The organism is Arthrobacter sp. AL05 (assembly GCF_029960715.1).
Classification (GTDB): domain Bacteria; phylum Actinomycetota; class Actinomycetes; order Actinomycetales; family Micrococcaceae; genus Arthrobacter.
Map to the genome: position 1 here is coordinate 56,766 of NZ_JASBRC010000010.1, position 18,596 is coordinate 75,361.

The window sequence follows — 18,596 nt, forward strand, 5'->3', positions numbered from 1 at the left end:
AAAGGCTCTGGTGCGGAGGTAACATCCTTCGCACCAGAGCCTTCATTCTGTACTTATCGGTTTCAACGCTCGGCGAGCATAGTTTCCATTTGGCGCACGAAGTGGTGGTTGAATGCCGTGATGTAGTGGTACGGCTGGCGGCCCCAACGGTGCACGGAATCCGCCACCAGCAAGCTTGGAGGGTAATCAATAAAGCGGATGCCTGGCACCGCTTCGAAAATTTCGTATAATTCGCGCAGGAAAGCATTGTTCTTCGCGATCCAAGAGATCTGCGCAAAATCCTGTCCGGCGTCATCTTTAGTCGCCCAGTAGGCGCGATTAACAATGATCTGGGTGGGATCGACAACACCAAGAAGGGCAGTGATGCCGGCCTTGCGGAGCAGCCAGCCCTCGGGAGTCCAAGGTTCGTGCATGCATTCGGGATCAGCCACAAAACCAGTGGCCGCTAGCTCCGGCGAATCGGTCACGACGGAGCCACCGATTTCTACGGTGCTCATCCGTTCGTCAATGAAATCCAAGACTAGAGCATCAAAATCAGCTTCGCGGAGGTCATCCGCCAATGTTTTCGTGACATCTGCCGTAACCATACGGCGTTGAAACGGGCTAGTAACTGAGCCGAGGTCCAAGTGCGCCTCCCAGCCCAAGGGGGGCTGGGCGAAGGCGCTACCCACGGACGAGCGAGACCTGTAATCGACGAGTTGGACGTCTGTTTCTAGCTCAAAGGGGTCCCTAGAGACGCAACTGCCGTATACGAACACCTTAGCGACCGGTCCCTTGACACCAGTTAGCTTCGAACCCCCAAAGACGTCACAGCGCGTGAGGTCAACACTTAGCTCGCTATTTTTCCAGCGCCTAAGCATAATCGAGGTGCAGAGCAGGCCCCGGGGCAGACTAAACGTCATGGAATAGTCCGCCTGGCCTGGCTTGGTATTCACATAGCGAAAATGGCCGATCCCCGAAGCTGGCGAGAATAGAAGTCCCTGCTCGCGGAGTTCTGCCTGCATGTCGTTGGGGCCAAGGGTATTCCCATCGTCATCCGTCAGGCTCAGACCAATTAGAGCGTTCCCCGGAACGGCACCGAGCCCGCAATCCAGAGTGAACTCCAGCTGCAGGACTCCGCTGGCCGAACCAACTTCGATCCGTATTCCCTCTTCGTCAAGAGGAGACCCACTCGGCGTACTGGCGATCAGGCTGAGTTCAGGGCTAGGGGCCGAGGAGAATCGATCGGCGAGGATTGGAAAGCCCTTCTTCAAGTCCTCCACTGAGCGCACCCGAGGAAAGCGTGACATGTCCTGGAGGGTCCGCGCCGACTGATCCGTATCCTGAGGGGCACTCAGTGCAGTGTCCTGGCTCAAATGCCGCACCCATAGATAGCTGACTTTGCGGGAGTCCAAAATCACGGGATTGAATCGGTCGGAGCGATTGTGGGGCGCATCATTTGGCTTGATTAGCGCTCCATGACCGTCAAATTTGCATACGTTCAAGAGACCTATGGCTATCAGCGGATGATGCGTGACCCGGGGATTGTAGAAAGTCCCACCCTGGAACAAGCCAGTCACACCGGTCCCCAAGCTCACCTGCATACCGGCGTTAGCATCCGTGATATAGATTTTCATTTGTTGGAAATAATCCGTCGCCAACAGGTCGTCGTCATCCAATCGGAACCAGCCAAATGGGCGTCCCTGTTTACCTGCCTGAATATTCGGCCCGAACATCTCCCGCGCCACTCCGAATAGAGAACGGCTACCCCCAACGGACGAGTGACGGTCCAGGACGAGAAAGTCGAAGTCACGCGCGGCCTTCTCAATTTTTTCTTGGTACCTGACGGGCAGCGTGTCAGAGTAGGACACGACGTGTCGGTAGTCCTCCCCTTCGGACGCCAGTTTCAGTTGCGGAAGCGAGATGCCAAAAAATATCTCGCACCTGACATCGAGCCTTTCTGGTGAATAAAGGTAGTCGCGGTATTCTTCCGAGGTCCGGAATCGACTGCCGTTGGATGCCAACCAAGCGGGCGAATCGGGATTAAAAAGGCTGAACCGTGTGTGTCCGATGAAACCCATGCTAGATGTCCCTTAAGATTTTTCGTCACCACGGAGGAAGCAGTGGTGTTTTGTGCAAAGATTAGCCGCTCGTCGGTGATCACACCGAAAGAATTCCTCGGGTATCAATAAGGCGCTTGTTCTCGAGGTCGGTCAGATCAATCGCTTTGAAATCATCGTGGTCGACAAGCACGAGAACAACACCAGAGTTGCTCAGCGCGTCAGTAAGTCCTGTCAATTTCACGTTCTCGAGGAATTGTAGCTGACGCGGAAGCTCTTCGACGTGAGGTTCAACGACGTTCAGTTGGGTCCCCGCTGCAGCCTGGGAGATCAGTCTCGTGACCTCTATCGCGGGCGATTCCCGCAAGTCATCAATATTCGCCTTGAAGGCGAGGCCCAGGACAGCCACCTCAGTGCCAGCTGGAGCAGCACGCAAGGCGTTGAGGACCTTGTCGACGACCCAGAGCGGTTTCGCGTCGTTGACCATACGGGCGGTTCTGATTAGTTTCGCATGCTCCGGTGCTTCAGCCACAATGAACCATGGATCGACCGCAATGCAATGCCCCCCGACTCCGGGCCCTGGCTGAAGTATGTTGACCCTCGGATGGTGGTTAGCCAAAGTGATCAATTCCCAGACGTCGATGCCTAAACCGTCGCTGATGACGGAGAGCTCGTTAGCGAAGGCGATGTTTACGTCCCTATAGGAGTTCTCCACGAGCTTCGCCATCTCGGCCGTCACATCGTCGGTGACATGAATCTCCCCTTGACAGAAGGTCGTATAGAGACTCTTGGCAAGCTCAGCTGCCTCCGGGGTAACTCCACCGACAATCCGATCATTTGTGACCAGTTCAATCATCACGCGACCCGGCAAAACTCGTTCGGGACAATGGGCCAGCAGGATCGCCGGCTTCCCATCGACACCGTCGAGTGAGAGGTCTGGACGGAGACTAAGGATGTATTCGCCTAGGTGCCGTGTTGCCCTCGGAGGAGATGTCGACTCTAGGATTATGAGCTCGCCGCCCTCAAGCTGCGGTGCAATCCCACGGGCTGCCGCCTCGATGTAACTGAGGTCAGCTGACCTGTCACCTTTGAATGGCGTCGGCACCGCAACGATGTAGGCGTCAGCCTTGGGAGTTTGGTCGGTGGCCCGGAGCTTGCCTTGACTCACAGCGCCTGCCACATGGATCCCGAGGTCCGGTTCAACAAATGGAACTTCGCCGCGATTGACAGCGTCAACCGTTCCCCGGTTGACGTCGACACCGATAACCTGAAGTCCGTTCGTGGCCAGAATGGCCGCGGTGGGCAATCCGATATAGCCCAAACCAATGACTGCAACACGTTTGATGCTGTTCACTAAATCCCCTAGATGATGATGTTTTCAATTGGACTGCCAAAAAACTTGATAGGTCCGGACGTGAGAAGTTCTTCGTCGGCTATGTCCCAGGTGTGGCCGGTCCCCCGCCTTATCTGGCAGTAGTTGAAACGGTCCGTCGAGTAAATCGCCCCGCCGCTGACGGCAACAGACTGCAGAAATCGAGTGTCTTCGCCGCGGTTTCTTGCCTCAAAAGGGTTATCTTCGAACACGGCACGCGCTGCTGTGATGGTGGGCCCAGCGACTAGGCGGCTGAAGCTGTGCTCTTTGTCCGATGAGCGGAGAATAGTCACCTGGTTAGTCAGAAAGTGCATATAGTGGGCTTGTTTTCCGACCACGGCCGCCTTCGAAAAGGCGAGTGTATGAAGCATGTCCAGAATGTAGTCCGGACCATAGAAGTCGTCGTCGTCAAACTTCGACAAGATCTTCCCTGACGACGCCGCCACACAAAGGTTTAAGCACTCCCCCAACGTCAGTTCCCGTGGAGCCGAAAGTGCAATGTAATTATGAACGCCGTGGCGTTGGGCGAGGTCCGCGAGCTTGTCTAGGGGAACCTCGAATCCGTGTGTAAGCACTACCAGTTCAAGGTTCACTCCGCGCTGTGACCCGGCAGTCTGAAAGACATGTTCTAGCTGGTGTGGCCTGAAAGTGCTAACCAGGGCACTGACAGGCGACAGTACGGGTGGTCTCACGCGCTCCGGAAGTATCGCCGCAACGACCTGTTCAGCCCTATGGGCATAGGTGTGACCGGACCAGATCCGACGCTGAGCTTTGTGCACAACCCTGTCCCTGTAGTCCGCATTTGCGGCCAGGACACGAATCTGGGCTTCCGACTCGGCACGGGTAGCCGCAATAAGCACCTCATCGGGCGAAAACAGATGCTGAATTGCCTCGGATGGGGAGCTAACGACGGGGGTACCGCTCGCGGTGATCTCAAATACTCTCCGCGCGCACATGCTCGGTGAATCTACGACGGAGTTGACGTTGAGGAAGACCTTGTACGAGCGGTATGCAGTTAGCATCTTGGGGTATGTCAACGTCCCCACGACGCTTTTACTAAATGGCGCAGGGAATTGATAGTTGGGGTCGCCGCCCAGCTGTCGCGAAAAGATCTCAAGTTTGAATCCGTCCTTCTCGGCCGCATCGGACGCCCCTCCCAGGAGCATTTCCATCTGTTGACGCCGTTCCGGATACTTGTGAAGAAAGTACATGCCAGCAAAGGCGACGCCGCGGGAATGGAACCCGTGCCGGGGTCGGATCGGGTTGTGCAAGGCAGGCTGCGCCGCGAAGGGGAGGACAGCAACCTTGTCGTGACCCAGCGCCTCGCGGTAATCAGGAACCATGTTGGAGTCGCTCGTGAAGACAGCGTCGAACAACCTTGAAGCTGCCAAGAAGTCACCGTAGTGTGGAGGATCTTCCTTATTCCAGAAGACGGTTGGTATCCCGTTGTCCCGACACCACTCCAACAAGGCCAAGAAGTCCTGCTTTGGGCCAGAGGTTCCGGTCAACTGGTGCTGCCACTCGCCGCCGTTGCCGTTCCACGCAGATTCAACAAATAGGAAGTCCACTGGGAACGATTCGAGCACTCCACGCCACCCGGTGCGCGACAGTGGCACCATGTTCCACTCGAAGCCGAAAGCTGCCTGCGAGAAATCATCGAGTATAACCCCAACACGCAGGTCTTCTCGACGCGGCTTCATCGTTGGCATCTCGAAAGGGACGAAGGTCAGTCGGCGTCGCTGGCCCCTGCCCCGCCAACCGCCTTCCGCTCCTCTGATATTGGCCGGGACATGCTGGCCGGCTTCGGCCAAACGCCGGAGTTGCCACTGACGCATCTGGCTGAAGCCTCCTTGACGAAAGTGCCAGAGAGCAGCTCGTACCTGCCGGAAGGACCTCACGATGATGACCCAACGCGCCGGCCCTGCACCCGCGGGCGGATCTCGGTGAGGGTGAGTTTGGAGCGCGCCTCAGCTTTTAGCTTTGCCGCAGATTTGTTGTTGCCTTTGGCAAGCTGATCTGTGAAGTCCTTATAAGCGCGCGTAGTCTCCTTTGGCTCCCCATCCATAATCAGATCGCCCTGATCAATCCAGATAGTTCTAGAGCACATGTCTTCAATTGTTGAGAGGCTGTGGCTCACCAAAAACACGCATCCAGCATTCCGCCGAAGCTCGTCCATGCGTTTACGGCTTCGATCCACGAACTGTGCGTCGCCGGTGTTCAAAGCCTCATCCACGAGCAAGATCTCGGGGTTCACGGCCGCCGCAATAGCGAATCGAAGTCGGGACCCCATCCCAGAGGAATACGACTTCATCGGTAGATGAATTGACTTTTCCAACCCGGAGAGTTCGACAATACTGTCGAACTTCTCATCGATCACCGACCTTTCCATCCCCATGGCCAAGCACCCGAGAATTACATTCTGATCCCCAGAAAGATCGGGCACCAAGGCAGCATTCACACCGAGCATAATGGGAGTGCTAGATGCGTACACGGCCCCAGAGGTTGCGCTCTCCTGACCGCTGATCAGCTTCATCATCGTGCTCTTGCCTGAACCATTGCGGCCGATGATGCCAACAGACTCTCCGCGCTCCACAACAAGCGAGAGTTCATTGAGTGCATCAACTCGAACATTGCTCTGGCGCCCAAGGCTCTTGTTGAGAATACGACGAAACAGAGGTGCATCATCGAGAGGAGAAACCGCAGTGGAAGAAACCGTATAGCTCATCCTCACCGAGTCGAGGACCACGCAAGGGTTCCCGTCGAGGAAGACCGTATCCTCAGTCGCGGCCATAGTTTTCCTCCCCCTGCCAAAAGAATACGAGGCCAACCATAAGGGAACCGAGGGCGAAAACCGCGAGGGCTGCCCACGATTGCCACTCCGGTAGCCTGTTGTAGAGAACACAATCTCTCACGATATTGATCACGTTGAATAGGGGGTTCAATTTCACAAGTTCTAGTAGTACGGGATGAGTGATAAAACGATCGTACGAGTAGAAAATGGCAGAGCCATACATCCACAAGCGAATTGTAAAGGGCAGAAGGTGCGATACGTCATTTACGCGCGATATTATCCGCGCGAGAATCAGACCAATGCCAAGGTTGAAGACTGACATAAGGGCCAAGGCTGGAATGATCAGAAGCCACAAAGGCCCAATTAACTCGACTGGCGGCAGCACGACCACAATCAGCAGCATCGCGATTATCAGTGGGACCCCCGAAAGCTCCTCACGTAGATTCGCACCAATTGGAAGCGCGGCGCGGGGAAAGTTAAACGCTTGGATTACGGACCGGTTGCTTTGAACGGACCGTGCGACGGACGTTATTGCCCCCGCACTGAACTGGAAGACAAAGATACCAGTAACCAGGTAGCCTATATAGTTTTCTATCCCCCCGCTGGTCTGGAGCAGAATACCAAAAATTATGTAATAGGTGAGCCCATTGAAAACCGGATTCAGCAGCAGCCACGCGCTGCCTAGTCGGTCCCGTCTAGTACCGCTGCGGACCCGCGCCCTTGCGTCATAGAAAATAAACTGGCGGAAGTTCCAGACTTGCACCAGATAGTCAAGAAAGGAGGGCCTCGATCCGACTCGTGTTAGCTTTCGCAGATCGACGGACAGTGGCTGCACAGCCACGGGGGCGGGAATGGATGCCGTATCTGCGGACACTCGCTGGTTCTCCTCGTCGTTCATCAGTACTCTTCATGTTCCAAATGATGGTAGGCCGCAACCAGCAACTGTGCGTTAGCGGCCCAAGTTCGGGTTCTCAGAACGTCCTCCCGTCCTGCTCGCCCCATGGCCTGACGGGACGGTTCGTCCGCCAATATTCGCCCCAAGGCGGCCGCCAGACTTTCCGGGCTTTCGGCTGATACCAGCAACCCATTCACTTGGTCTCGAACGATCTCTTCCAGGGCAGGCAGCCTGCTGGCAACTACGGGACGGCCGCAAGCCAATGCCTCAACAGGCTTCAGCGGCGTCACCGACCGCGTGACTTCAAGATCCTTGCGGGGAACCACAAAAACGTCCAAGGACTGGTGGTACCGGATCGCTTCATCGCGGGAAACGCGGCCCGTAAACAGGATACGGGGGCCAAAGCCGCTCTGCTGTGCCTGTTCAACCAACGACGGCATAGAAGCGCCGTCGCCCACAATCAGTAGTCGCAGATGAAGATTGCTCCGTGCTAACAGGCAAAAGGCACCGATGAGGTCGTCAATCCCTTCATAGGGTACCAAGCTACTAACGGTTCCGATGAACTGTCCCTCTGCTGGGAGGCCGATCTCACAACGAGCGGCGGCAGCGCTCGGGGGCTCCTGAAGGAAGCCCTCCCCGACGGCGTTGGGAGCAATCAGAATGTTCCGCGACGGAACTCCGGCCGCAATAATATTTGCCTTCATGGTTTCCCCAAGGGTCACCACCAAGTCGGCGTCCTGCATGATCTCGACTTCCCGTTTCTGGAACAGCCGGTACTTTTCGCTCTCACGGGCCGCCGGGCCCCTGCTGGACGCCCAGGTATCCGCGAGCTGTCCGCGGACCTCATATACCCAAGGAATGCCGAGCGCCTCTGCCACTGCGCGGACCACCAGCCCATTGATGTAGTGCGTGGTGGTGTGCAGAACACTCGGCTTGAACTCTAGGGCGACGTTGAGCAACTCCTCTGCCTGCTGCTGGAGCCGAGCATCGGCAGTAGCTGCCAGCTTGGAAGGGAGCAGGCGTCGGTAACTGACATCGTCCACCAGATCCAGTGACTTGGCAAGCAACTTGCCTACTTGGACCGGGTAGCCGATCCTCGTAACGGCCATGACTTCCCAACCCGCATCCTGCTGGGCGCGCAGGATTGAATGTGAGCGTTGCGCATAGCCGCTTGCCGTGTGCGGCAGGGAGTTCGTTAGCAGATGTAGAACCCTTCCCCGCACCGGCTCATAGCTCCGCCTTTCAAGGACCGGGGTCCAGTCCTCAAGAACAGACGCCTCGGCCGAAAAATGAGCCAGCTGGCGGCGGCCACCTCGCCCCGCACCATTCAGAGAATCAATACCGGCCGTGAGTGCGCCGTCGTACCAGAACCGCCGCGCCAGAGCACGCTTAAGCCGAGGCGTGCCTTCCGTCATCGCTAGAAATCGATCGGCGAGTTCGGGTAAGTTCGCGGCGACCGCGATATCCGTCAGGTGCCCGGCGCGAGCCTTGCTCGGATTTCCGTCCACGGCGAGGTTGAGACGGCGCCCGAGGTCGCCGGCGTCGCCCCTGAGCAGCGCGGCCAGCAGCACCGGCACGGCCGTTGACCGCGGCCGGGCGATCATTCCCATCCCAGCCGCCAAAGGCTGAACCACCCTTGCCGGGAGCCTGCGGGAGATTTGCTGAAGAAGCAGGACTGGATCGTCTGTCAAGTGCGCTCCGGCCACACCGACCGCCATGCGCAGGTTTCTAAAGAGCTGGATCATCGTTGCGTTGTTGGCGATTTCACCAAGAGTTCTGAAATGAGTTCCATGTACCTCGCCGCCAGCTGCGTATAGTCTGCGTGCTCCTTCACCCATTGGCGGCTGGCCTCGGAACGGACCAGCCGGGAGCGGTCGGCGGCCAGTTCACGCCATAGCGCGGCCACGGCCTCAGGGTTGCTGGGCACGATATCGCCGGCCTCAGCGTCCTCAATGATGCGGGCTGCCTCACCTTTGACGACGGCCGTTACATGGCGGCCGACGGCCAGAACCTCGTAGGTCTTGGACGGGATGGTGGTCTCGAAAGACTTCCAGTCATCGCGCAGCGAGACGATGCAAGTGTCCGCCGAGGCATAGCGGTCCATCACGTCCTGGCCATGCAACGGCGGGTGGAATGTTACGGGCGCTCCAAGTTCTGCTGCCAGTTTTTCCAACGCCGGGCTCTGGGTTCCGTGTCCCACCAGGTGCAGGCGCATGGCATCACCCACCAGGGCGCTGGCCCGGATTGCCACGTCTAGCCGCTGGCTTTCGCCGTGGTTTCCGAGGTAGAGCGCTTCAAACACATCCCGCTCCGGCGCCGGGGGTCCCATCACAGGGATGGTGTCAACGTGGAGTCCGTTGCTCACAGTCGCGACGTTTTGCAACCCACGGGAGCGCAATGTGTGGGCGAATCCCTCTGTTACCGTCACCACCAGATCGGCATGCTTTTGGACAAACTCCACCGCCGTTTCAACCACGCTCTTGACGCGACCGCGCACCATCCGGGAATCCCGGGCCAGGTCTGGCCAGGCGTCGCGCATTTCCACAATCAGGGGAACCCGCCGTAGCCGGGCCAGCAGATAACCCGCGGCAAGGATCGGCAGGCTCGGCGCAGTGACGATCACCACGTCGGGCCGCCGCGTCAGCAGACCCAAGGGCACCGACAGTGCGGCTGAAAAACACTGGTCAAACAGTCTAGCCAGGTGCGAGTTGCCGTGCGGCAAGTACGGTACCCGCCTGATCAGCTCGGTGAACTGACCTTCCTGCCTCCGGAAGGCACTGCCGGCAATTTCGCGGGGAAGCTCGCGCCGGCCCGCTGGGAAGTGCGCCACCGGGGTAACCACATCAAATTCCCAGCCAAACGCGCAGAATTCCCTCAGCAGGGCCGTCCAGCGTCGCTGAGGGGGGCTGTTCTCCGGCCAGTACGAGTGAGCGAGAAGTGTCACGCGCGCCCCCCGGGCCCTGGCGGCCGTGTCGTCTTGTTCGAGCATGAGGACTCGGTCCTGCTGCATGCCGGCCTATTTCCCGGTCTTAGCGGCAGGGCGGAAGCCTTTGGACCCCAAAGCCCGGAAATAGGCCAGTCCCGCGCCCAATAGCGCAAGGACAGTCAGCAGTTGGATAGTGAATGGACTACCTGTTGCCGCGACCACGGCAGCTTGAATCTCCGTCCCAGCTTCGGGAGCTGCCGGCTCGTCCCTCCCGGCCGCAGACACGGTGGCTGTAGCTGTAGCTGTAGCTGTAGCTGATGGTGCAATGCTTGCCGCTGGCGGCTCGGGGGTCAACTGCAGATTGTCCTGCTGGGCTAAGGACTGGTCGGGAGCTACGGGGAAAAGCATTGGTGCAACCGATCCAACGCCAGGACCTTCCACTGCCGGCGGTGCAACGGAGACTTGGGGTGACACTTCGGCGGATGGCGGAGCTACGGGGACCCCTGTGGCTGGCAGTTCCGTGGCGGCGGGCGGCGGGGGCAGTCCGATGGCCGGCGGCGTCGATGTGTCATCCGTGGGTGGTGCGACTGGATTTGATGTTGGGGGCTCCAGGGGCGGCACCATCACAGGAGGGGACACGACGATAGTCTGGACGGGATCCGGAGAGGTGGCATCTTCGGCGTGAGCCGCGGGCGCACCCAGACTCAAAGTTACGATAAGCGCGGCCGTCAGCGCGGAAGCCGTTGCCGGCCCAGTCGCAGATAAACGCCGGGGGCGTGCCCCATGTGATGTCTTCAAGTGCTCCCCCAAAGCCAATCCGGTTCGCTACGTTGTGGTGTTGGTCCTCGAACCTTGATTAGGCGCCGCAGTGAGATAGTAACGCCAACGTGTAATCATACCTGTTCGCGTAGCCCTGCGGCCGCACTCTACATCGCTAGCGCCACCCGCACCTGTCCGCCTAGCGCTTACTAGGGACTCCGGCGCCTTACACGCAGTAAACGAAAGAATCGTCGGCCAGCGCCTTGCCTATCGCCTCGATAGCCGCGTCGCCGCGGAGGACAATTGTCTGGCCTTCGTTCGAGGTGCCAATCCACAGGGTCGGCAGAGTGAAGCTGCCCACATCTGAACCCCGGACGTCGCGGAGCCGATCGCCAGGGCCGCAGCGGCGTCGCGGCGCTGATTTAGGGCGAGACGGTATCCACCAGGCTCCAGATTTTCTGAGGTGGGTCAGGGTCTCCGCCGGAAGGAATTTGGTCGTGAATGCTTTCAGGAAGAGCTGTTGGCTCTTGACGCGCTGATCGTCACCGTCGCTGAACGCTGTGCGCCCCCGGACGAAGGCAAGCGCCTTTTCGCCGCCGGTTGCTGCTTGGCCTCTGGGAAGGTGAACTTCTGCGTGCTAAATGCCGCGGGTACGTTGATGTTGACCCCGCCCAGGGCATCCGTCGTCGCATTAAAGCCCTTCAAAGTCAATGACGGCCACGTGGCGAGTCTGGTGGCGAACATCCCCGAAAAGGTCTGCACCACCAATGGAATGCCGCCCAATGCAATGGCGGAATTCATCTTGGCCTCACCATGTCCGGGCATCTACCCAGGTGTCGCGCATGATCGACAACATGTGAATGGTCTCGTGGTGCGCGGGATGTGGACCCACATCATGGTGTCGGATCGCTGGTCTGGTGAGTCTTCGGCTTCAGCTGACCCCTACGCCGAGGAGCGGCTGTCGCTTGCCAGGAGCAAGAAGTTGGTGCACCTGTCTGCACTTAAGCGGGCCGTGCAGCATCTGCGGGGACCGCCTGTTCCATTTTCTGGGACTTTGAGTTGAAGCTGCTGGCCACGTTAGAGGCTGAAACCCCTGCTCCTGTGGCCGCAACGAGAACCGACGCCACGACGCCGAGGAGCACATTCCGCGGAGTTCAATTCGTCTTCGTCCGGGTTCGCCGGGGCACATCAGAAGGAGCCCCATTTTCGGCGACAAAGACTGTTAAGTTGCTTCCCAACTCTTACCTCAGCGGACAGAAGTATCTTGGCCAAGGGTGTCACCGACTCCAGAATCTCTCGGTTCCAAGCGACCCCCTACACCGGGATAGGCTTAACCAATGCTGCACTTCCGTTTCCCGGCCCCGGCACGTCCGCTCCGAATTCTTGCCGCGGCGGCCATCGCGGGGGTTCTGCTGAGCGCATGCTCCCCGGTAGTGGACGTCGCGCCCGCCAAGGATGCTGCCGACCCCGCGTGCGCCCCCATGATGGTGGCACTGCCGGATGCGATTGGTGACGCCAAGCTGCGCAAGACCAACAGCCAGGCCACCGCCGCCTGGGGTGACCCGTCCCTGCTGGTCCTGCGCTGCGGGGTTAACGTTCCCGGGCCAACGACGGACCGCTGCGTCAGCGTGAACGGCGTCGATTGGGTGATCAAGGAAGGCGACCCGGTATGGACCCTGACCACCTTCGGTCGGGAACCAGCCACCGAAATCCTGCTGGATCCGAACAAGATCAGTTCCGCCACCGTGCTCGCGGACCTCGCGTCTTCCGCATCGAAACTGCCAGCGACACGGAACTGCGTGGGCCAGGCGGACCTGCAGAACCTCCCGCAAGGCCAGTAGAAATTTCATCGGAGTCGATGGCCGGACGGGAGTCCGTCTCTTTTTCTCACGAATTTTTTCAGCACGCGTTCTCGTGAGAACACGGATTTTGGGGTTGCATTTTATTGCTATCATTGTTGAGTTGATTTGAACTTGACTTGGATAGTAGAGGCCGCTGATGTCATCCGTCCTGGATACCGCAAGGAATGGGCGTCGGCCACTTTCCGAGGTCCGCCGTTCTGCTGAGTTTTCGAGCATTAGTCGCGTTATTTACGGAAAAACTTCGGATGGCCTTCCAATCGAAGCGTTTGTCAAGTTTGCTGATGAACCCAAACGTTTGCTGTGCCTACTTCCCTCTGCGCAACCTCGGTCCTTGGACCCCCAGGTCCCCTTCTTTCCGAGGTGGTCTTGGGCTTCGGGATTTGACGAATGGGATGTCGTATCTCTCAGCGACCCGATGCTCCATGCCGCCCCTGCCTTACACGCTTCTTGGTTCGTCAGTACTGGGCCGGACATAACCAAAGAGCTTGCCGGTTTCCTTGAAGAACTCTGTGAACTCAGAGGGATCCCGATGGACATGGTCACCTTGTATGGCAGTTCAATGGGTGGATTCGGCGCCTTAATGATCGCCGCTTCCCTCCCGGGCGCGCGCGCGGTCGCGGAGGTCCCCCAACTGGACCTTTTGCAGTATCCAGACCCTGAAGCGCTAGCAGATGTAGAGCGGCTGGCGCTCGCTGGAACGTCCCTTCGAAACATCGAAGATAAGCACCCCGAGCGTGTAAACGTCCTCGCCCGGTTCCGTCACAGTGGCCGGATCCCTCCATTTACTCTCATCACCAATCGTGCGGACAGCGCGCATTCCGAAGCCTTGGACTTTCTGGCGTCAGTCAACTCAATCGCTCCGACCATGTCCTCCGTCGGACCAACATCCGTTCACCAAACGCCGCGCCCCGAAGGCCACGCCGTCCAGCCAAGTCCTGTCATGATACAAACCCTCAAAGCGATGTCTCAACTTCCCTGTGAGGTAGTCGACGTCCGTCTTCCGTCAACCGACGAGCCCCAGACCAACGCGGTTCCGCATTGGGACCTCCGCGAAGCCGCGGGTTGGAAGAAGCGCTCTCTGACGCAGACAGTCACCTGGATCGAGTCGCCGGGAAACGGTAAATTGGATCTCGAGTTTGAGATCCGCAACGACGGCGCAGAATCTGCGAAGGGCATAGTCCTCTGCTTGGTTCCAGCGCACCCTGATACCGCGGCGATGAACCAAGCCGGCTTTCAGTTTTCGAGCTATCGAGGTATTGGATACTTTAAGTACGTCCGCATTCCGTCTGGCACCTCCCTAGTACGGCAGTCTGTCAGTCTTTTCGGCGACTGCGAGATCATGGGCTTTGGTCTCGCGGCCTGGGATTTGGAATCGCCAAAGGTTACGAATCTTAAGTCTTCGTATCGGTCCCCAACCGCTTATTCCGCTACCCTCGGGGAATAAACGAGTCCCATCGCGGATCTAACCCGACGCATGGCCGTTCACGAGAATTGGCAAGGTTGAGGTTCGCCTTGGCTAGCGCAGGCCGGTGGTGCGGTGCAGCGCGAGGTAGATCAGTTCGTCGATCAGCTCCGCGTAGCCCAGGCCTGAGGCTTTCCACATCTGCGGGTACATACTCTTCGGTGTGAACCCGGGCATGGTGTTGATTTCGTTGATGATCAGCTCGCCCTCAGGCGTGTAGAAGAAATCGACCCGGCTCAGTCCCTCGGCTCCGACGGCGTCGAACGCAACGGCGGCCAGCTCGCGGACCCGGGCGATGGCCTCGTCCGGGAGGTCTGCCGGGCAGCTGAGCTCGGCGGCGTCGTCGACGTACTTAGCATTGAAGTCGTAGAATTCATGCCCGCCGCCGGCCACGGCAATCTCCCCCGGCATGGACGTCCGGGGAGCGTCAGTCCCCCGGCCTTCCAGCACTGCGCATTCGATTTCGCGGCCCACGATGCCCGCTTCGATGACGAGTTTCGGGTCGTGCTCTCGGGCGGCCTCGATTGCGGCGTCCAGTCCGTCCAGGGAATCCACCTTGGAGATGCCCATGGATGAGCCGGCCCGTGCCGGCTTCACGAAGACCGGGAAGCCGAGCTGGTCCACACGCTTGCGGACGGTCTCCGGATCATTGCGCCACTGCCGGTCCGTGACCGCGATGTAGGGACCCACATGGAGCCCGGCGGATTCAAACACCACTTTCATAAAGTGCTTGTCCATCCCGACGGCGGACGCCAGCACACCGGCGCCGACGTACCGGGTATCGGAAAGCTCCAGCAAACCCTGAATGGTACCGTCCTCGCCGAACGGGCCGTGCAGCAGGGGAAACACCACATCCACCGCACCGAGCTCCTGCGGGACAGTGTTCGGTGCGGCCACGATCAGTTGGTGTTCGCCGCCGATCTCGGCCAGTGCCACCGTCCGGGCCGACGGCGCGACTTCCGGCAGGGAGGACGCCGAAAGTGACCAGTCGCGGGTGTCCCCGGAGGCCAGCACCCACTGGCCGGACTTGGCGATCCCGATGGGGATGACCTCGTACTTGGCCTGGTCGATGGCGCCGAGCACGCCGGCAGCGGTCACGCAGCTGACCGCGTGTTCGCTGGACCGGCCGCCGAACAGCACCGCCACTCGGGGCCGGGCGCCCGGGCCCGCTGTGTTCACTTCTTCTTCAGTCACGCTCAGTAATCGCCTTCAGGTTTCAGATCACGGGACAGCAGCAGCGGCCCCAGTTCATCAACGGACAGTTTTCCGGCCAGGACGGCAACTACTGCCGCGGTGATTGGCATCTCGACGCCGAGTTTACCCGCCAGCTCGTGAACGGCCTGCGCCGACTTGATCCCCTCGGCGGTTTGCGTCATTTCAGCTGCCACCTCATCCAGGGTCAGGCCTCTGCCCAGCAGCCGCCCGGCCGTGTGGTTCCGCGACAACGGCGAGGAACAAGTAGCCACGAGGTCGCCAAGACCGGCCAGTCCGGCCATCGTCTGCGCCTCGCCGCCCAGCGCCAGGGACAGCCTGGAGGTCTCCGCGAGGCCGCGGGTGATCACCGACGCCTTGGTGTTGTCCCCCATTTGCTTGCCCTCACAGATTCCGACGGCCAGGGCGATGATGTTCTTGACGATCCCGCCGATTTCGACGCCGACGACGTCGGCCGTGGTGTACGGGCGGAAATACGGCGCCGTGCAGCTGCGCGCGATCCAGCCGGCCGCCGCCGCGTCCGAGCAGGCCACCACCGAGGCGGTGGGCTCTTCCCGGGCGATCTCCATCGCCAGGTTGGGGCCGGAGACCACAGCGATCCGGTCCGCGGGAATGCCGAGTTCAGCAGAGATTACTTCGCTCATCCGGGCATCGGAGTGCAGCTCAAGTCCCTTCATCAGGGACACCACCAGGGCGCCCGGCGGTATCAGGGCCGCCCATTCGCGCAGCTGCGGCCGCAGCGTCTGCGCGGGTACGGCCAGGACCACCAGCTCCGCGCCGGCGAGGACCTCTGCTACGTCGGTAAACGCGGTGATGCTGGAGGGAAGCGCAATTTCCTTGAGGTACTGCTCATTGCGATGCTTCAGGTTAATCTGTTCCACCACCGCACTGCGGCGGCCCCACAGCCGGATTTCCCGCTCAACGCCGGAGGCCGAGGCGGCATCTGCGAGGATCTTGGCGAACGTGGTCCCCCAGGATCCGGCTCCGAGGACAGCCACCCGGCTAGCGGAAGACAGGGCGCGGGCATCCGCCGTCATGCGGCGCCGTCCGCGTCGGTGGACGTCCCGGCGTCGGGTCGGCTGCCTGCCGCGCCACCGTCAACGAAGCGGCCGTGCGCGGTCTGGTTATGCGCCGAAGGATCCCAGCGGACCAGCGGGGGCTGCCCGCCGCGGAGGGTGGCCAGGAGTTCCGTAACGGAGTCCATGATCACGTTGGTCGCCTCCGCGAGGGTGGCCTTGTCCAGCGGCCGCCCAGCAAAGGCGCTGAGGTCCACGGGATCGCCCACCACCAGGCGGGAGGTCTTCCGCGGAAAGACATGAAACCGCTTGGCGTAGCGGGGAAGGACCTCGTGGGCTCCCCAATGAGCCATGGGCACCACGGGTATCCCGCCTTCCAGCGCCATACGCGCCGCGCCGGTGTGTCCCTTCATCGGCCACAACTCAGGATCCCGGGTCAGGGTTCCTTCGGGATAGATCACAATGGCACCGCCCTCGTTCACAACGTCCCGGGCAATCTGCAGCGAGCGGTTGGCACCAGCCGAGGACCGTTCCACCGGGATTTGTTTAGTGGCGCGCAGCACGAATCCCAGCACCGGCACCTTAAAAAGGCCCGCCTTGGCCAGGAAGTGCGGCATCCGCTTCTGGTTGTAGAGCATGTGCCCCACCACCAGCGGATCGATTTCAGTGCAGTGGTTGGGAGCCGCGATAAAGCCGCCGGCGGGAAGCTTCTCCAGCCCGATCCATTGCTTGCGCATCAACAGGTTCATGACGGGCCGGACAATTCCGGCAACAAGGACAAAGGTGGTGTGGCTCTTGGCGGTTTCCTTCACGTGGTCCCCGCTACCCGGCTGAAGTGATGTCGAAGTCCGCGCCCAGGCCGGCGAGCTTTTCGGTGAAGCGCTCGTAGCCGCGGTTAATAATGTCAATTCCGGTGACCCGCGAAGTGCCATTCGCAGCCAGCGCCGCTATCAGGTGGCTGAATCCGCCCCGCAGGTCCGGGACGTCAATGTCGGCACCGGTCAGCTGGGTGGGGCCGGAAATGACGGCAGAGTGCAGGAAGTTGCGCTGGCCAAACCGGCACGGCACACTGCCGAGGCATTCGCGGTGGACCTGGATGTTGGCGCCCATCCGGATCAGCGCGTCGGTGAAGCCGAAACGATTCTCGTACACGGTTTCATGCACGATTGACACGCCCTCGGCCTGGGTCAGCGCAACGATCAGAGGCTGCTGCCAGTCGGTCATAAACCCGGGGTGCACGTCCGTCTCCAGGACCAGCGGGTTGAGCTTGCCGCCTTTGTGATAGAACCGGATGCCGTCGTCGCCGATGTCCATCCCGCCGCCGACCTTGCGGTAGGTGTTCAGGAACGTCATCATGTCCCGCTGGGTGGCACCCTCGACGAAGATGTCCCCCTTCGTCACCAGCGCAGCTGAGGCCCAAGAGGCCGACTCGTTGCGGTCCGAGAGGGCACGGTGGTTGTAGCCGCCAAGGTCCGGGACGCCTTCGATCCGGATGGTGCGGTCGGTCTGGACGCTGATGATGGCGCCCATCTTCTGCAGCACGGCGATGAGGTCCACTACCTCCGGCTCGGTGGCAGCACCGGAAAGCTCGGTGATGCCCTCGGCCCTTGTGGCGCTCAGCAGGACCTGCTCGGTGGCCCCAACGGAGGGGTACGGCAGGGAAATCTTGGCGCCCTTGAGACCGTCCGGCGCTGAAATGTGGATGCCGCCGGGACGCTTTTCCACCACGGCGCCGAACTGCCGGAGCACGTTCAGGTGGTAGTCGATGGGCCGGTCGCCGATCTTGCAGCCGCCCAGGTCCGGGATAAAGGCCTCGCCGATCGCGTGGATCAAGGGCCCGCAGAGCAGGATCGGGATGCGTGAATCGCCGGCATGGGCGTCGATGGCGGTGCTCGAGGCGGTTTTGGCACCCTTCGGGTCGAGGGTCAGGTCCCCGGTGATGGGGTCCTTCTCAACCGTGACGCCGTGGAGTTGGAGCAGGCTGGTGACAACCTCAACGTCCTTGATCTCGGGGACGTTGCGCAGCACGGATGGCTCATTGCCCAGCAGGGCAGCCACCATTGCTTTGGGGACAAGATTCTTGGCCCCGCGAACGGTGACGCGGCCAGTCAGCGGGACGCCTCCGCGGATTGTCAGAACACTACTCATATACGGCTTTCCTCACGACTACTCGCCCCCAAAACCTTCCAAAGGCACCTGCTAAGCATAGGAGCTTGCGTTACCGATCTGAAATACGGGGTGTGCCGCACCTTCCCAGCCACA

Annotated in this window: 15 protein-coding genes; 3 read left to right on the forward strand and 12 right to left on the reverse strand. The window is 60.1% G+C overall.

Annotation, left to right across the window (positions count from 1 at the left end; all coding sequences use genetic code 11):
• Positions 1-62 precede the first annotated feature (62 nt).
• From QK287_RS13055 to QK287_RS13090, 8 genes are all read right to left on the reverse strand, one after another.
• Positions 63-2,060, reverse strand: coding sequence for a DUF6270 domain-containing protein (locus tag QK287_RS13055; RefSeq protein WP_282360349.1), 1,998 nt, complete (start codon positions 2,058-2,060; stop codon positions 63-65).
• A 79-nt stretch (positions 2,061-2,139) separates the two neighbouring features.
• Positions 2,140-3,393 carry a UDP-N-acetyl-D-mannosamine dehydrogenase gene (wecC, locus tag QK287_RS13060; RefSeq protein ID WP_282360350.1) on the reverse strand — a complete coding sequence of 418 codons (1,254 nt, stop codon included), beginning with the start codon at positions 3,391-3,393 and terminating at the stop codon, positions 2,140-2,142.
• Positions 3,394-3,401: 8 nt separating this feature from the next.
• A complete protein-coding gene (locus tag QK287_RS13065) occupies positions 3,402-5,111 on the reverse strand; it encodes a glycosyltransferase (RefSeq protein ID WP_282360351.1) in 1,710 nt (569 codons plus the stop codon).
• Positions 5,112-5,305: 194 nt separating this feature from the next.
• Positions 5,306-6,202 (reverse strand): ATP-binding cassette domain-containing protein, encoded by an 897-nt coding sequence (locus QK287_RS13070; protein WP_282360352.1) that lies wholly within the window; start codon positions 6,200-6,202, stop codon positions 5,306-5,308.
• A complete protein-coding gene (locus QK287_RS13075; protein ID WP_282360353.1) occupies positions 6,189-7,100 on the reverse strand; it encodes an ABC transporter permease in 912 nt (303 codons plus the stop codon). Before QK287_RS13075 ends, QK287_RS13070 begins: the two co-directional genes overlap by 14 nt.
• Positions 7,100-8,842, reverse strand: a complete 1,743-nt coding sequence (locus tag QK287_RS13080) for a glycosyltransferase family 4 protein (protein ID WP_282360354.1) — start codon at positions 8,840-8,842, stop codon at positions 7,100-7,102. The genes QK287_RS13075 and QK287_RS13080 overlap by 1 nt, the downstream gene beginning before the upstream one ends.
• The gene (locus QK287_RS13085) at positions 8,839-10,041 is read right to left on the reverse strand and encodes a glycosyltransferase family 4 protein (protein WP_282360355.1); all 1,203 of its coding nucleotides are present in this window, start codon (positions 10,039-10,041) and stop codon (positions 8,839-8,841) included. Before QK287_RS13085 ends, QK287_RS13080 begins: the two co-directional genes overlap by 4 nt.
• Positions 10,042-11,008: 967 nt before the next feature.
• Complete coding sequence (locus QK287_RS13090; RefSeq protein WP_282360356.1) at positions 11,009-11,143, reverse strand: hypothetical protein; 135 nt, start codon at positions 11,141-11,143, stop codon at positions 11,009-11,011.
• Between the two features lie 102 nt (positions 11,144-11,245).
• Between QK287_RS13090 and QK287_RS13095 the strand changes: the two genes are divergently transcribed.
• The 3 genes from QK287_RS13095 (at position 11,246) to QK287_RS13105 (ending at position 14,088) form a co-directional block, all read left to right on the forward strand.
• Positions 11,246-11,845, forward strand: a complete 600-nt coding sequence (locus QK287_RS13095) for a hypothetical protein (RefSeq protein WP_282360357.1) — start codon at positions 11,246-11,248, stop codon at positions 11,843-11,845.
• A 274-nt stretch (positions 11,846-12,119) separates the two neighbouring features.
• Positions 12,120-12,623 carry a DUF3515 family protein gene (locus tag QK287_RS13100; protein ID WP_282360359.1) on the forward strand — a complete coding sequence of 168 codons (504 nt, stop codon included), beginning with the start codon at positions 12,120-12,122 and terminating at the stop codon, positions 12,621-12,623.
• A gap of 550 nt (positions 12,624-13,173) precedes the next feature.
• Positions 13,174-14,088, forward strand: coding sequence for a hypothetical protein (locus QK287_RS13105; RefSeq protein ID WP_282360360.1), 915 nt, complete (start codon positions 13,174-13,176; stop codon positions 14,086-14,088).
• A 72-nt stretch (positions 14,089-14,160) separates the two neighbouring features.
• Here QK287_RS13105 and QK287_RS13110 read toward each other — a convergent pair whose 3' ends face one another.
• From QK287_RS13110 to murA, 4 genes are read right to left on the reverse strand one after another with little or no spacing between them, the layout of a single operon-like run.
• On the reverse strand, positions 14,161-15,300 hold the full coding sequence (locus QK287_RS13110) for a D-alanine--D-alanine ligase family protein (RefSeq protein WP_253032504.1): 1,140 nt from the start codon (positions 15,298-15,300) through the stop codon (positions 14,161-14,163).
• Positions 15,301-15,302: 2 nt separating this feature from the next.
• On the reverse strand, positions 15,303-16,355 hold the full coding sequence (locus tag QK287_RS13115; protein WP_253032503.1) for an NAD(P)H-dependent glycerol-3-phosphate dehydrogenase: 1,053 nt from the start codon (positions 16,353-16,355) through the stop codon (positions 15,303-15,305).
• A complete protein-coding gene (locus QK287_RS13120) occupies positions 16,352-17,146 on the reverse strand; it encodes a lysophospholipid acyltransferase family protein (protein ID WP_282360362.1) in 795 nt (264 codons plus the stop codon). Before QK287_RS13120 ends, QK287_RS13115 begins: the two co-directional genes overlap by 4 nt.
• Before the next feature lie 10 nt (positions 17,147-17,156).
• Positions 17,157-18,482 carry a UDP-N-acetylglucosamine 1-carboxyvinyltransferase gene (murA, locus tag QK287_RS13125; protein WP_253032501.1) on the reverse strand — a complete coding sequence of 442 codons (1,326 nt, stop codon included), beginning with the start codon at positions 18,480-18,482 and terminating at the stop codon, positions 17,157-17,159.
• Positions 18,483-18,596: the final 114 nt, after the last annotated feature.

Excerpts from the sequence above, each read along its gene's own strand:
- QK287_RS13055 (WP_282360349.1), bottom strand. The coding sequence starts at position 2,060 with ATGGGTTTCATCGGACACACACGGTTCAGCCTTTTTAATCCCGATTCG.
- QK287_RS13065 (WP_282360351.1), bottom strand. The coding sequence starts at position 5,111 with ATGAAGCCGCGTCGAGAAGACCTGCGTGTTGGGGTTATACTCGATGAT.
- QK287_RS13070 (WP_282360352.1), bottom strand. The coding sequence starts at position 6,202 with ATGGCCGCGACTGAGGATACGGTCTTCCTCGACGGGAACCCTTGCGTG.
- QK287_RS13075 (WP_282360353.1), bottom strand. The coding sequence starts at position 7,100 with ATGAACGACGAGGAGAACCAGCGAGTGTCCGCAGATACGGCATCCATT.
- QK287_RS13080 (WP_282360354.1), bottom strand. The coding sequence starts at position 8,842 with ATGATCCAGCTCTTTAGAAACCTGCGCATGGCGGTCGGTGTGGCCGGA.
- QK287_RS13100 (WP_282360359.1), top strand. The coding sequence starts at position 12,120 with ATGCTGCACTTCCGTTTCCCGGCCCCGGCACGTCCGCTCCGAATTCTT.
- QK287_RS13105 (WP_282360360.1), top strand. The coding sequence starts at position 13,174 with ATGGACATGGTCACCTTGTATGGCAGTTCAATGGGTGGATTCGGCGCC.
- QK287_RS13115 (WP_253032503.1), bottom strand. The coding sequence starts at position 16,355 with ATGACGGCGGATGCCCGCGCCCTGTCTTCCGCTAGCCGGGTGGCTGTC.
- murA (WP_253032501.1), bottom strand. The coding sequence starts at position 18,482 with ATGAGTAGTGTTCTGACAATCCGCGGAGGCGTCCCGCTGACTGGCCGC.